The sequence below is a fragment of the Plantibacter sp. LMC-P-059a genome (assembly GCF_030209505.1).
GTDB lineage: Bacteria > Actinomycetota > Actinomycetes > Actinomycetales > Microbacteriaceae > Plantibacter.
The window spans coordinates 799748-813194 of record NZ_JARVRZ010000002.1 but is presented as its reverse complement, the minus strand read 5'-3'; the positions used below and the strand labels follow the sequence as shown (position 1 = coordinate 813194).

Sequence of the window (13447 nt, the reverse complement as noted above, 5' to 3'; positions counted from 1 at the left end):
AGTTCGAGCCCGCCGCGGACGGCATGGCGTGGGTGCACCTGTTCACCACGGCACCCATCGCGCAGGGCATCGTCGAACGGGTCGAAGCAGCGGCCGCGGAGTCGCGGGCCGCCGGCGACACCCGTACCTGCGCGCAGCTGCAGGCGGATGCCATCGCAGCCCTCGCGCTGACGGGTGTGACCCCGGAAGACGTGATGTCGAGCCCGGTGCTGCCGCACCCGATCGAGGTCCAGGAGCACATCAAGCCCACGGTCCAGATCACGGTCCCGGCGCTCAGCCTGGCCGGTGTCACCGACGCCCCGGCCACCCTCGACGGGTACGGGCCGATCGACCCGGAGACGGCCGCCCGGCTCGCGGTGAACGCGCCGAGCATGACCCGGATCCTGGTCCAGCCGGAAACGGGCGCCGTGCTCTCCGTCGGGCGGAAGCAGTACCGGGTTCCGGCCGATCTGCAACGCGCGGTGCGCCTCCGGGACGGCACGTGTCGGGCACCCGGCTGCGGGCGCCGAGCCAGGGCCTGTGACCTCGATCACTCGGTTGCCTGGGAGGACGGCGGGACAACGGACGTCGGGAATCTCGCGTGCCTCTGTCGCCATCACCATCGGATGAAGCACCTCCCCGGCTGGGACCTCGACCACGGGCCCGGTGGCGTGCTGGGCTGGACGACACCCGACGGGAAGCGTCACCGAACCGAGCCGGATCCCGCGCCGTTCTAACCCCCGCTGGTCCCTGAGCTTGTCGAAGGGTTGCTCGTGCGCACTTCGACAGGCTCAGTGACCGGGAAGTTGTGTCCAGAACGCTTCGGTCCCTGCGCTTGTCGAAGGGTTCCTCGTGCGCACTTCGACAGGCTCAGTGACCGGGAAGTTGTGTCCGGAACGCTCTGGCCCCCGAAGCCTGTCGAAGGGTTGCTCGTGGGCACTTCGACACTTCGACAGGCTCAGTGCGGCGCAGCTCAGTGACCGGAGGAGGTTCACCGGACGCGCTTCCGGACCGCCTCCGCACCCCGCCGGGTAGGCTCCAACGGTGGGCACCGACGAAGACCAGATGCTGTCACTCGTGTACGCGAGCACGGCGACACAGCCGTTCAACGACGAGGACCTCACCGCCCTGCTCGCCACCAGCCGCGAGAACAACGCCCGCGCACATCTCACCGGCATGCTCATCTACCGCGACGGTCGGTTCCTGCAGGTCCTCGAAGGACCGGAGGCCGCCGTCCGCGGGCTCATGGACACCCTCACCACCGACCCCCGCCACACCGGCATCCGCGTCATGTTCGAGGAGCCCATCCGCGAACGCCAGTTCGCCGACTGGACCATGGGCTTCGAACGCGCCGACACCGGCTCCGCCCCAGACGTCGACGGCTACCGCGACACCTTCGACGACCTCGACCGCGACGACCCGACTGCCACCATGCGGGCGTTGCAGGAACTCGCCCGCTGGTTCCGTCGTCGCGCCACGCGGAGCTGAGCTCCGCTCAGCGCGCGAGCTTGCCGATCGGGCTGTCCTCGAGGTTCGCGAGCAACTCGGCGACGTCACTGTAGACCGCGACTGCACCCGCGTCACGCAGTTCCTGCTCGCCGAACCCACCGCTGCGCACACCGATGCATTCGACACCGGCCCGAGCGGCCGCCTCGATGTCCCACACGGCGTCGCCAACCATGACGGCCCGTGAGGCAGGCACCCCTGCGCGGTCGAGCGCGACCTCGACGATGTCGGGTTCCGGCTTCGCCGTCTCGACATCACCGGACGACGTCGCGGCGAAGACCGCCTCGTCGACGTCGAGCAGCTCCCGCAGGATCTCCAGCTCGTTCTCCGGCGCCGAGGTCGCCAGGACGACCGCGATCCCGCGCTCAGCCAGCTCGCCGAGGAGCTCGCGCGCGCCGCTGATCACCCGCAGCCGGGACGTGTTCTGCAGGTAGTACTCGCTGTGCAGCTCCTTCGCCCGCTCGCCGTACTGCTCGACCTCCTCGGAACCGTCCAGCAGGGACTCGAGGAGCTCACCGCCGTCCTTCCCGATCGACCGGTGGATCCGCCACGCGTCGACAGGTCTGCCGGCATCGGCGAACGCACGATCCCACGCGTCGACGTGCAGGTAGTTCGAATCGACGAGCGTGCCGTCGATGTCGAAGAGCACCGCGATGCGGTCGTCGGTGTTGTCGGGGACGTTGGTGTCGGTGGTCTCAGTGGTGTCGGACATGCGTCCAGTCAACTCCTCCACATCCGTGCTGTGAAGCGGTGGCGATCAGACGGAGAACATGCGATCGTGCCGACCTGACCCAGGCCGCCCGCTACTGGAACCGGCTCGTCAGGATCACGGTCCGGGTCGCGTCGTCGAGGACCACGACCGTCGAGCGCCCGTCCACGGAGAACGCGTCGTCGATGGCCTGCGCGCGCACGAACGGCCCGCTCGGCAGCACGTCGTCGAGACCGGGATCGAGCTCGGGGAGCTGGGCGTCCTCATCGAGTTCCGTCGACCCCGCCTGCGCGCGCACCGCGGCGTAGCTCGCCTCGTCGAGGGTGACGACGGCGTCGATCCAGTACGTGCTGGGCCCGGGTACGCGGTCGTCGCCGAGGGTCCCCGACATCCAGGTCGCGTCCGTCGCCCCTTCGAGTTGCGGGAACCGCTCGGTGAGCGGGCCGAGGTCGTGCCGGATCTCACCGGTGCCCGAGCGGGTGGCTGCATCCGACGTCGATGCGGATGGCGCGGTCGTGCGGTCCGGCGACGGCGATGGCGCGCATCCGGACAGCAGACAGCTCAGCGCGACCGCGAAGACGGCCCCACGCAGGGCGAAGCGACGAGTGGGAGCATCCATGCCAGCAGCCTAGAGGCCGATGACGACTGTCCATTCGGCCAGGCGTGGACTGGACGTCGGGCGGGGGTGCCGGACGTCGCCAGCGCCGAGGCTGAAGGCATGAACACGACACACCCTCATCCGATCGAGGCGCGCGGGCTCCGGAAGACCTTCCATGGCCGCCCCCGCGTCGACGACGTCTCCTTCACCGTCGACCCTGGTCGGGTCGTCGGACTCCTCGGCCCGAACGGCGCCGGGAAGACCACCACCATCAGACTGCTGCTCGGCCTCGCCCGCGCCGATGCCGGGGAGAGCCTCATCCTCGGCCGGCCGTATCGCGAGCTGGACCAGCCGGCGCGCTCCGTTGGAGCCGTACTCGACGCGGGCGGACTCCACCCGGCCCGCACCGGGCGGCAGCACCTCCGCATCGCCGCAGCGCGCATCGGAGCCGACACCACCCGGATTGACGCGGTCCTCACCGAGGTGGGGATGAGTCGCGACGCCGACCGCCCCGCCGGCGGGTACTCGCTCGGCATGCGCCAGCGCATCGCCATCGCCGCGGCCCTCCTCGGCAACCCCTCGGTGCTCATCCTCGACGAGCCCTCCAACGGCCTCGACCCCGCCGGGATGCAATGGCTGCGACACCGCCTCCGCACCTTCGCCGACGCTGGCGGGACGGTACTGCTGTCGTCGCACCTCCTCTCCGACGTGCAGGACATCGCGGACGACGTGGTCATCATCGCCGACGGGCGTGTCCTGGCCCAGTCGTCGATGAGCGAGATCCTCGCTGCGACGGGAGGCGACCTCGAGGCCTACTACCTCCAGGTCACCGGCACCGCCCAGCTCGCCGAGCACGGGGAGGTGTGCTGATGTTCCGCGCCGAACTCCTCGGGCTCGTCACCACGACCGCCACGAAGGTCACCGCCCTGGTGGCCGTCGTCGGACTGATCGTCACCCAGCTCGCCTTCGTCACCCTCATGCCCGCCCTCGCCGACGGCGACGTCGGGCCGGGGCTCGACGCCCTCGGGAGCGACTTCCCCGTCCTGGACCTCGCGTCTCGCGCCGTCCAACTCGACGCGCTCAACCCCCTCGGCGCGTCGATGGGCAACGGCTCCATCGGTGTCGCGCTCCTCGCGATCACCCTGCTCGGCGTCCTCGCCGGCACGAGCGACGACCGCTACGGCGGCATCGTCGGTGCAGCCCTCGCCTCGCCGAAGCGGTTCCGTATCGTCGCCGCGAAGGCGGGAGCGGTCGCCCTGATCGGTGCCGCACTCGGTGTCGTCCTCGCCCTCGTCAGCCTCGTCACGCTCGTGATCACCCTGGCCACGACCGGGACGCCGTTCGTCCTGGGGTTCGCGGACCTCGCAGCACGGTTCGGGCTCGGCATCCTCGCGGTCGCCGCCCTAGCCGTCATCGGCCTCGCGATCGGACTGATCGTCCGCACGCAACTGGCCGGCGTCCTGACGATGATCGCGATCCTCATCCTCGAACCGGTCGTCGTCTCCATCATCCAGCTCGTCACGGGCGGGGTGCTGCCGGTCTGGACCCAGTTCCTGCCCGTCGCCCTGGCTCAGGGCGTCATCCACGGCGGCGCGGCCGGGCTCGGACCGTCCGTCGTCATCATCGCCCTCGTCACCCTCACCGCCGCCCTGACCGCGGCCGCATCCGCTGCGCTCTCGCGTCGCGACATCTGAAAGGACCCACCCACATGAACGACCAGAACCAGACCGAGAACCAGACGCAGACCCCGCCCAAGACGCAGCACCAGACCCAGCACCGTCACCGCACCCTCATCGCCGTCTCGGCCGCCGCTGCGCTCCTCGCCGGGACCGTCTCCCTCAGCGCCTGCACCAGTGCCACGGAGCAGACCGCCGGGCCCGGCTCCGAGTCCGGCCCGCTGCAGGACCGGATGCAGTCGCTCGTCGACGCCGGCTACCCTGCGGCGCTCGCCTCGGTGATCGGACCCGACGGCTCGTCGACCGACGTCGCGGCCGGCATCGGTGACCTCGCGACCGACGAGCCCGCCCAGGTCGACGGCGAGGTGCGGATCGCGAGCAACACGAAGATGTTCGTCTCGACCGTCGTCCTCCAGCTGGTCGAGGAGGGGAAGGTCGCGCTCGACGCCCCGATCGACACCTACCTCCCGGGGCTCATCACCGGCGACGGGATCGACGGTACCCGCATCACCGTCCGGCAGCTGCTCCAGCACACCGCCGGGCTCCCCGAGTACGCCGATCAGATCGCCGCCGACGCGTTCGCCGCGCAGGAGCGCTACACCTCGCCCCGAGACATGCTCGACATCGCCCTCGCGAAGCCGGCCGTGTTCGCGCCGGGGGAGCGGTGGGCGTACAGCAATACGAACTACCTCGTGCTGGGGCTCATGATCGAGCACGTCACCGACCGGGCGCTCGGCCAGCAGATCGACGAGCGCATCGTCAAGCCGCTCGACCTCGAGCACACCTACTTCCCGGCGCCGGGCGAGCGCGAGCTGCGCGGCGAACACCCCAAGGGGTACCACGCGAAGACCGCCGGCGAGCTCGTGGACTTCACCGCCCTCGACACCTCGTTCGCCTGGTCCGCGGGTGCGCTCGTCTCGACGCCGCGCGAGCTCAACGTCTTCATGAAGGCGCTGCTCGACGGGGAACTCCTGAACGAGGAGACCCTCGCCGAGATGCAGACCACGGTTCCAGCTGGCGACGAGCTGTGGCCAGGGGCGGGCTACGGTCTCGGCCTCCAGAGCTACCCGCTGAGCTGCGGCGGCGTGGCCTGGGGTCACGGCGGCGACATCCCCGGAACCCAGACGCGCAACGCGGTCGGTCCCGACGGCACCGCCGTCACCATCGCCGTCACGTCGCTGCCGTGGGCGGTCGTCTCGCCCGACGACACCGAGCGACTGATGGAGCAGTACCGGATCGTCGTCGACGCCCTCGACGCGAGCCTCTGCGAGCGATGACCGTCTCCCACAGGCAGCCGAGCGTCGACCCCCGCCGGGGTCGGCGCTCGGCGTGGTTGACTCGACCCATGACCTCGTCCGCACGGCCCGCACCTGTCGTGGCCCGGCTACGCTCGGCGCTCCCGCCGGTCCTGGTCCTCGCCGGTGCGGTGGGGTACCTCGGGGTCGTCCCGTGGGTCGATGAGCTGCACGCCGTGCCGGGACAGGTGTCGCCGTGGGTGCACGCGGGGCTGGTCGTGCTCCAGGCCGTCGCTCTGCTCTTCCGGCGTCGGCACCCCGTCGCGGTGTTCGGCGTGACGGTCCTCCTCGACCTCGTGGTCCTCGGATCCAGTGGAGGCGAACTCGGGATCGGCTCGTTCGGCGTCATCCTCGCCACCTATGCGCTCGCCCGTCACGAGGAACGTCGGACGGTGATGACCGCGCTGGTCACCGGCGCGGCGGCCACGACGGTCGTCGGCGGCATCGCCATGGTGTTCGGGTCGTCTGAGCAGCCACTCATCCTCGTGTTCGCAGCCGTCGCGCGCATCGTGCTGCAGTACGTGCTCCCGGCCGGCGTCGCCGAGTACACCCGGGGTCGCGAGCGGTTGCTGTCGGCGATCGAGGACCAGGCGCGCATGGCGGAGAACGAGCGCCGGATCAGCGCGCTCAACGACCTCCGCTCGGAACGCACCGCCCTCGCCCGAGAACTGCACGACATCGCCGGGCACCACCTGTCGGGGATCATCGTCAGTGCACAGGCGGCGACCGCGCTGATGGAGCGCGACCCGGAACGTGCCCGAGCGATGCTCCAGACGGTGCAGTCCGACGCCCGCACCACCCTCGTCGACCTCCGGCGGACGGTCGGCCTGCTGCGCAGCGACGACGCGGACGCCCAGGGCAGCGGCGACGGATCGACCCTCGGGCCGGCGACCATCCCGACGATCGCGGCGATCCCGGAACTCGTCGAGGCGGCGCGGTCACGGGGGCAACACGTCGCGTACACCGTGACCGGCGAGCCTCGCGTGCTGGGGCCGCTCGCGGAGACGGCCGCGTACCGGACCGTCCAGGAGTCGCTGGCGAACGCCGCCCGGCACGCGCCCGGAGCCACCGCGCACGTCGTGGTGCGGTTCGAGGCGGACGCGATCGAGCTCACCGTGACGAACGCCCCGTCGTCGCAGCGGCCTGCGGCTCCGTCCCGTGACGGGTACGGCCTGTGGGGCATGCGCGAGCGGGCCGAGCTCATCGGAGCGCGATTGACCTCGGCGCCGACGGACGGCGGCGGGTGGCGCAACCGCCTGACCATCCCCGACGAACACCGCCCCGACCAGGACCGCCCCGACCAACCCCGGAGTGATGCATGATCCGCCTCCTCATCGCCGACGACCAGGCCGTCGTGCGCGCCGGCCTCTCGGTGATCCTCGGTGCCGAGCCCGACATCGAGGTGGTGGGCGAAGCGATCGACGGCGCCGACGCGGTGCGGTTGGCGAAGGAGCTGCGTCCGGACCTGATCTGCATGGACATCCGGATGCCGGGCACGGACGGGATCGCGGCGACCCGCACGATCACGGCCGACCCGGACCTCGACGTCGACGTCCTCATCCTCACCACGTTCGACGTCGACGCGGACGTCTTCGCCGCGCTCGAGGCCGGGGCGGCGGGCTTCCTGCTGAAGGGCGCGGACGAGGCGACCTTGCTCGCCGCGATCCGGTCCGTCGCAGCGGGGGAGGGCACGCTCGACCAACGCCTCACCCGGCGCATCCTGCGCGAGTTCTCCGAGCGCCGCAGCACGACCGCGCCGACTGCGACGGCTCCGGCCGACTCACCGCTCACCGACCGCGAGTTCGACGTCCTCCACCTGTTGGCCGAGGGTCTGTCCAACGCGGAGATCGCGGACCGGCTCTTCGTCGAACCCACCACGGTGAAGTACCACCTGGCCGGTCTGCTGCAGAAGACCGGCGCGCGCGACCGCCTCCAGGCCGTGCTGTGGGGCATCCGCGCGGGGCTCGTCGACCCGCGGTGAGGGCGCCTGTGGTCAGGCGTCGGGGATGTCGCGGCCGAACGCTGCGAGGGTGACGGCCTCCGGCACGGGCCCGCCGCGGACACCGGTCTCGAGGGCGTCGATCTGCGCAAGCTCGTCGTCGGTGAGCTTGAAGTCGAACACGTCGATGTTCTCGGCGATGCGTTCAGGCCTGGTGGACTTCGGGATGACCTGGCGGCCTTCCTGAATGTGCCAGCGCAACATCACCTGAGCGGCCGACTTCCCGTACTGCTCACCGATCGCGAGGATGACGGGCTCGTCGAAGCTGCGGCGCTCCGAGTCGCGGTAGGAGGTGATGCCGCCGATCGGTGACCATGCCTGGGTGAGGATGCCATGCTCGGCGCCATACGCTTGGACCTCGCGCTGCTGGAAGTACGGGTGGACCTCGATCTGGTTCACCGACGGCACGACACCCGTCTCGTCGAGGAGGCGGGTCAGGTGCTCGACCATGAAGTTGCTGACGCCGATCGCGCGGACCTTGCCGTCCGCGAGCAGCTGTTCGAGGGCGCGGTAGGCGCCGATGGTCTGCTCGAATGCGGTCGGCAGCGCCTGGTGCAGGATGAGGAGGTCGATCTGGTCGACGCCGAGCTTGCCGGCGCTCTTGGTGAAGGAGTGCAGCGTCTGGTCGTAGCCGTAGTCGCTGATCCAGATCTTCGTCTCGATGAAGACCTCGGAACGGTCGAGGCCAGACGCCGCAATCGCATCACCGACGCCGCGTTCGTTCGCATAGGCCGCTGCGGTGTCGATGTGCCGGTAGCCAGCTTGCAAGGCTGAGACGACTGCGGCGGTGGTCTCATCCGGCGGGGTCTGGAAGACGCCGAGGCCGAGGGCGGGAATGTCGATGCCGTTGTTGAGGGTGAACGTGTCCATACCTCGACGCTACGAGCCCGCCTCAGCGGGGCGGGAGTTCCTGGCGGTACCTCCCAGGACCGACCGAGGCGACGTACCGTTGCAGGGTGGATACGAAAGCGCAGGTGCAGGAGTTCCTGACGACCAGGCGGGCGAAACTCACCCCACACGACGCGGGTCTTCCGGACCTGGGTGGCCAGCGTCGCGTCACCGGGCTGCGCCGTGAGGAGGTCGCGATGCTCTCCGGCGTCAGCGTCGACTACTACGTCCGCCTCGAACGTGGCAATCTCGCCGGCGTCTCGGAGAGCGTCCTCGAAGCGCTGTCGCGCGCCCTCCAACTCGACGAGGCCGAGCACGCCCACCTGCTCGATCTTGCTCACGTCGCGAACGCCTCCCCGGTCGCACGCCGAAGAACACCTGCGAACCGGGTCCGTCCGACGATCCAACGACTCCTTGACAGCATCGGAGCCCCTGCCGTCATCAGGAACGGGCGATCCGACATGCTCGCCACCAACACGCTCGGTCGGGCCCTGTATGCGCCGATGTTCATCGACCCAGCCGGGCCACCGAACTCCGCACGGTTCACCTTCCTCGACCCGCGCTCGAACGACTTCTACCCCGATTGGGACCGTCTCGCGTCCGACCTCGTGGCTGCACTCCGCGGCGAAGCCGGCCGACGACCCTACGACAAGCGACTCACCGATCTGATCGGCGAACTCTCCACCCGGAGTGAGGATTTCCGGGTCCGCTGGGCCGCGCACGATGTTTACGCCCACCGCACCGGCAAGAAACGCGTCCACCACCCCGTCGTCGGCGAGATCGAGCTCACCTTCGAAGCCATGGACCTCACCGCCGATGACGGACTCACCCTCGTCGCCTACGGCACCGAACCGGATTCCGCGTCGGAACAAGCGATGGCACTCCTCGCAAGCTGGGCAGCAACGCAGGAGCAAACTCGCGGAACTGCCCCTTCCCCTGCGTAGCGCTCGATTCGCGCCCGTCAGTCAGGTAAGGCTATCCTTCCTAGGTCCCCGCCCTGAATGAAGGAGTCGACGTGCACCAGCGCGCCGCCAGCAGTCTCGCCCTCGCAGCCGTCCTCGCCCTCGGACTCTCCGCCTGTGGCGCCTCCGAAGCCGTCGAACCGGAGTCGACAGCCGCCGCAGGGCAGGGCGCGACCGAGTACCCGCTCACACTCGACAACTGCGGCACCGAGGTCACGATCGACGCCGCACCACAGCGGGTCGTCTCACTCGACCAGAACTCGACCGAGATCCTGCTCTCCCTCGGGCTCGAAGACCGGATCGTCGGCACCGCCTCCTGGACGGACCCCGTCCTCGACTCCCTCGCCGCCGCCAACGCCGACGTCCCACGCCTGGCCGACAACGCCCCCACCTACGAGGTCGTCCTCGGCGCTGACCCGGACTTCGTCACCGCCTCCTTCGGCCGCCACTTCAACGAAGGCGGCGTCGCCCCACGCGACCGCTTCGCCGAGACCGGTGTCGCCAGCTACCTCTCGCCCACCGACTGCGACAACGGCACGAGCATCAACGGCGGCGGGACACGCACGGCACCACTCACCATCGACGCGCTGTACCAGGAGATCACCGAGCTGGGCGAGGTCTTCGACGTCTCCGACCGCGCAGCGACACTCGTCGCCGATCTGCAGGCCCGGGCCGCGAAGGCGACCGAGGGTGTCGACTTCGACGGCACGACCGTCGCGTTCTGGTTCGCCGACACCAAGACGCCCTACGTGGGCGGCGGACTCGGCTCGGCCGCGCTCCTCGCCTCGACCACGGGCCTCGAGAATGTCTTCACCGAGGCCACCGACGACTGGCCGGCGACCACCTGGGAGGACCTCGTCGACCGCGACCCGAAGGTGCTCGTCCTCGGCGACCTGCAACGCGACCGGTTCCCCGGCGACCGCCTCGACGACAAGATCGCATTCCTGGAATCCGACCCACTCACGAAGACCATGGACGCAGTCCGCAACCAGCGGTACATCGCCCTCCACGGCGCCGAGTTGAACCCGTCCATCCGCTTCGTCGACGGCCTCGAGAAGATCAAGGCGTGGTGGGTCGAGCACGAGGACGAGCTCTGAACCCCGACCCGGTGACGAAACCGGATACAGCGACGAGCGTCGACACGGCCCGACGGCCTGCACCCCGAGCCCGCCGCGCGGTGATCGCCGGGGTCCTCGTCCTCGCCGGCGTGCTGCTGCTGCTCATCTCGGTGGGGGCGGCGATCACCCTCGGCCCGGCAGACATCCTGCTCGTCAACGTGCGCGACATCGTCACCAACCACCTCGGCGTAACCGACATCCCGGTGAAGCTGTCGAAGGACGCGATCGTCTGGGAGGAGCGCCTGCCCCGGGCGTTCGTCGCCGCCGCATGCGGAGCCGGACTCGGGCTGTGCGGCGTCATCATGCAGTCGCTGCTCCGGAACCCCCTCGCCGACCCGTTCATCCTCGGCATCTCCTCCGGTGCGTCGACCGGTGCGGTCGCCATCGGGATCCTCGGACTCGGCGGGGCATCGATCGGACTCTCGGGCGGCGCGTTCATCGGCGCCCTCGTCGCGTTCGGACTCGTGCTCCTGCTGGCCCGGCTCTCCGGCGGCGGGACCGACCGGGTCGTGCTCGCCGGGGTGGCCAGCACCCAGCTGTTCTCGGCGCTGACGTCACTGGTCATCTTCGCGTTCGCCGACTCCGACGAGACGCGCGGCGTGATGTTCTGGCTGCTCGGCTCGCTCGAGGGCGTGCGCTGGGACGACGTGATCCTGTGCGCGATCGTCGTCGTCGCCGGCTCCCTCCTGTGCCTGCGCTACGCCCACGCGCTGGACGCTTTCGCATTCGGCGAGGACGTCGCGGCGTCCCTCGGCATCCACGTGGGACGGACGCGCGCGGTGCTCCTCGTCGCGACCGCCCTCATCACGGCGACCCTCGTCAGTGTCGCGGGGGCGATCGGGTTCGTCGGACTCGTCCTCCCGCACGCCGCCCGCCTGCTCGTCGGGCCGCGGCACGGTCGGCTCATCCCGGCGACCGCGATCATCGGCGCCATCTTCATGGTGTGGGTCGACGCTGGCTCGCGCGTCGCGTTCTCGCCGACGCCCCTGCCGGTCGGTGTCGGGACGGCACTCGTCGGGGTGCCCGTGTTCATCGCGCTGCTGGCGCGGAGGAGGAAGCGCGGATGACGCTGCACGCGGAGAACGTGACCTGGAACCGCGGCGGTGCGCTCGTCGTCGACGGCGTCACCCTGCACCCCGAACCGGGACAGACCGTCGGCCTCCTCGGGCCGAACGGCTCGGGCAAGTCATCCCTCCTGCGGGTGCTCCACGGTCTCGTGAAGCCGACCGCCGGGCTCGTGACGCTCGACGGCGTCGACCTCGCCTCGGTCGGTCGGCGGCGCATCGCGCGTTCGGTGGCCTCGGTGACCCAGCACGCCGAGACCGACGTCGACATCACGGTGCGCGACATCGCCCGGCTCGGACGGATCCCGCACCGCTCGGGACTCGGCGGCGACACCGTGTCCGACGACGCCGCCGTGGAGCGCGCGCTCGCGCACGTGGGCCTGCTCGACCAGGCTGGCCGCCTCTGGCACACCCTCTCCGGAGGTGAACGTCAGCGTGCACAGATCGCGCGCGCCCTCGCGCAGGAGCCGCGCGAGCTGCTCCTCGACGAGCCGACGAACCACCTCGACATCCGACACCAGCTGGAGCTCCTCGACCTCGTCTGCGCGCTCCCGCTGACCACTGTGATCGCCATCCACGACCTCAACCTCGCCGCGATGTACTGCGACAGCGTGGTCGTGCTCCGCGCCGGCCGGGTGGTCGCCGCCGGCGCACCGAGCGAGGTGCTCACCGCGGAACTCATCGCCGACGTCTACGGCGTTGCGGCCGAGGTGACGCTGGACGTGGAGCGCGGGTACCCGGTGGTGACGTTCACCCGATCGGGCTCGCCGTCCCGGACACGGTGATGCCGCCGGTGGCGGGGACGTCGACCGTCAGCAGACTGGGGGCGCCCACGTGGTGGCCCTGCCGGATGAGGATCCGCGCCGGAGGGGTGAGGAGTCCGAGCGCACGCAGGTAGCCGCCAAGCGAAGCAGCCGCAGAACCGGTGGCTGGATCCTCGGTGATGTCGCCGACGGGGAAGAGGTTGCGCGCCTCGACGTGCAGGTGCCCCGCGTCGTCGAAGCCGTGATCGTGGACGATGGTGGCTGTTCCGGCCCAGCCCTGCTCATCCATCAGCCGGCGCAGCGTGGCCGGGTCGAAGGTGAAGTCGTCGAAGACCTCCTGCTCGCGGACCGCGACGACCGGATGCCGGTTCCCGGCGAACGACTCACGGAGCGGCCACCGCTCGTCGAGGTCCGACCGCTCGAGCCCGAGGATCGACAGCAGTCGATCGGCGACCTCCGGGTCGAGATCACGCACGGTCGGCTCGACGCTCGTGAACGACGCGGTGATCGAGTGGGTCTCAGGGTCGTCATGCGTCTCGACGACGAGGGGTCCGACGTTCGTCTCCAGCGTGAACCGACCGACACCTCGGCGTTCGGCGAGCACGACGGCCGTCGCGATGGTGGCGTGGCCACAGAACGGCACCTCGGCGCCGGGGGAGAAGTAGCGCAGCCGCACGTGGCGGTCGTCGTCGTCGATTGCCGGGTCGACGACGAACGCCGTCTCGGGGTACGCGACCTCGGTCGCGATCTCCTGCATCTCGGCGTCCGACAGCTGCGAGGCGTCGAGGACGACCCCGGCAGGATTCCCGCCGCCCGGTTCGGCGGCGAATGCAGTGAGGCGGAGGAGTTCGGCGGGCCCGGTGGTCGACATCCGACGATGCTATCCCGC

15 protein-coding genes are annotated in these 13447 nt (G+C 70.3%); 11 read left to right on the top strand and 4 right to left on the bottom strand.

Translation table 11 applies throughout. The annotated features are described in order from the left end of the window. Together QRN27_RS07365 and QRN27_RS07360 are read left to right on the top strand one after the other, a co-directional pair. A partial coding sequence (locus QRN27_RS07365; RefSeq protein WP_285041391.1) for an HNH endonuclease signature motif containing protein occupies nt 1–716 on the top strand: 716 nt, incomplete at its 5' end. 307 nt (nt 717–1023) lie between these two features. Beyond that, on the top strand, nt 1024–1467 hold the full coding sequence (locus QRN27_RS07360) for a BLUF domain-containing protein (protein WP_285041390.1): 444 nt from the start codon (nt 1024–1026) through the stop codon (nt 1465–1467). Nucleotides 1468–1474: 7 nt separating this feature from the next. On the opposite strand, the gene QRN27_RS07355 is transcribed toward QRN27_RS07360, so the two are convergent. Together QRN27_RS07355 and QRN27_RS07350 are read right to left on the bottom strand one after the other, a co-directional pair. Then, nucleotides 1475–2197, bottom strand: a complete 723-nt coding sequence (locus QRN27_RS07355; RefSeq protein ID WP_285041389.1) for an HAD family hydrolase — start codon at nt 2195–2197, stop codon at nt 1475–1477. 91 nt (nt 2198–2288) lie between these two features. After that, entirely contained in the window at nt 2289–2813 is a 525-nt protein-coding gene (locus QRN27_RS07350; protein WP_285041388.1) for a hypothetical protein, read from the bottom strand. A gap of 99 nt (nt 2814–2912) precedes the next feature. On the opposite strand from QRN27_RS07350, the gene QRN27_RS07345 reads away from it, so the two are divergent. The 5 genes from QRN27_RS07345 to QRN27_RS07325 all read left to right on the top strand — a co-directional run bounded on the left by QRN27_RS07345 (nt 2913) and on the right by QRN27_RS07325 (nt 7744). Next, entirely contained in the window at nt 2913–3662 is a 750-nt protein-coding gene (locus tag QRN27_RS07345) for an ABC transporter ATP-binding protein (protein ID WP_285041387.1), read from the top strand. After that, complete coding sequence (locus QRN27_RS07340; RefSeq protein ID WP_285041386.1) at nt 3662–4486, top strand: hypothetical protein; 825 nt, start codon at nt 3662–3664, stop codon at nt 4484–4486. The genes QRN27_RS07345 and QRN27_RS07340 overlap by 1 nt, the downstream gene beginning before the upstream one ends. A gap of 14 nt (nt 4487–4500) precedes the next feature. After that, the gene (locus tag QRN27_RS07335; RefSeq protein WP_285041384.1) at nt 4501–5745 is read left to right on the top strand and encodes a serine hydrolase domain-containing protein; all 1245 of its coding nucleotides are present in this window, start codon (nt 4501–4503) and stop codon (nt 5743–5745) included. 68 nt (nt 5746–5813) lie between these two features. Beyond that, nucleotides 5814–7085 (top strand): sensor histidine kinase, encoded by a 1272-nt coding sequence (locus tag QRN27_RS07330; protein ID WP_285041382.1) that lies wholly within the window; start codon nt 5814–5816, stop codon nt 7083–7085. Next, a complete protein-coding gene (locus QRN27_RS07325; protein WP_285041380.1) occupies nt 7082–7744 on the top strand; it encodes a response regulator in 663 nt (220 codons plus the stop codon). The genes QRN27_RS07330 and QRN27_RS07325 overlap by 4 nt, the downstream gene beginning before the upstream one ends. 12 nt (nt 7745–7756) lie before the next feature. On the opposite strand, the gene QRN27_RS07320 is transcribed toward QRN27_RS07325, so the two are convergent. Further along, complete coding sequence (locus tag QRN27_RS07320) at nt 7757–8632, bottom strand: aldo/keto reductase (protein WP_285041379.1); 876 nt, start codon at nt 8630–8632, stop codon at nt 7757–7759. Nucleotides 8633–8718: 86 nt separating this feature from the next. On the opposite strand from QRN27_RS07320, the gene QRN27_RS07315 reads away from it, so the two are divergent. The 4 genes from QRN27_RS07315 to QRN27_RS07300 all read left to right on the top strand — a co-directional run bounded on the left by QRN27_RS07315 (nt 8719) and on the right by QRN27_RS07300 (nt 12579). Further along, nucleotides 8719–9594: a helix-turn-helix transcriptional regulator gene (locus tag QRN27_RS07315; RefSeq protein ID WP_285041378.1), complete on the top strand. Its 876-nt coding sequence runs from the start codon at nt 8719–8721 to the stop codon at nt 9592–9594. 71 nt (nt 9595–9665) lie between these two features. Continuing rightward, on the top strand, nt 9666–10709 hold the full coding sequence (locus QRN27_RS07310; RefSeq protein ID WP_285041377.1) for an ABC transporter substrate-binding protein: 1044 nt from the start codon (nt 9666–9668) through the stop codon (nt 10707–10709). Nucleotides 10710–10720: 11 nt separating this feature from the next. Further along, nucleotides 10721–11797: a FecCD family ABC transporter permease gene (locus QRN27_RS07305; RefSeq protein WP_502929482.1), complete on the top strand. Its 1077-nt coding sequence runs from the start codon at nt 10721–10723 to the stop codon at nt 11795–11797. Further along, nucleotides 11794–12579 carry an ABC transporter ATP-binding protein gene (locus QRN27_RS07300; RefSeq protein ID WP_285041376.1) on the top strand — a complete coding sequence of 262 codons (786 nt, stop codon included), beginning with the start codon at nt 11794–11796 and terminating at the stop codon, nt 12577–12579. The genes QRN27_RS07305 and QRN27_RS07300 overlap by 4 nt, the downstream gene beginning before the upstream one ends. Here QRN27_RS07300 and QRN27_RS07295 read toward each other — a convergent pair. Continuing rightward, complete coding sequence (locus tag QRN27_RS07295) at nt 12545–13429, bottom strand: PhzF family phenazine biosynthesis protein (protein WP_285041375.1); 885 nt, start codon at nt 13427–13429, stop codon at nt 12545–12547. The two genes, QRN27_RS07300 and QRN27_RS07295, sit on opposite strands and share 35 nt — an antisense overlap. Nucleotides 13430–13447: the final 18 nt, after the last annotated feature.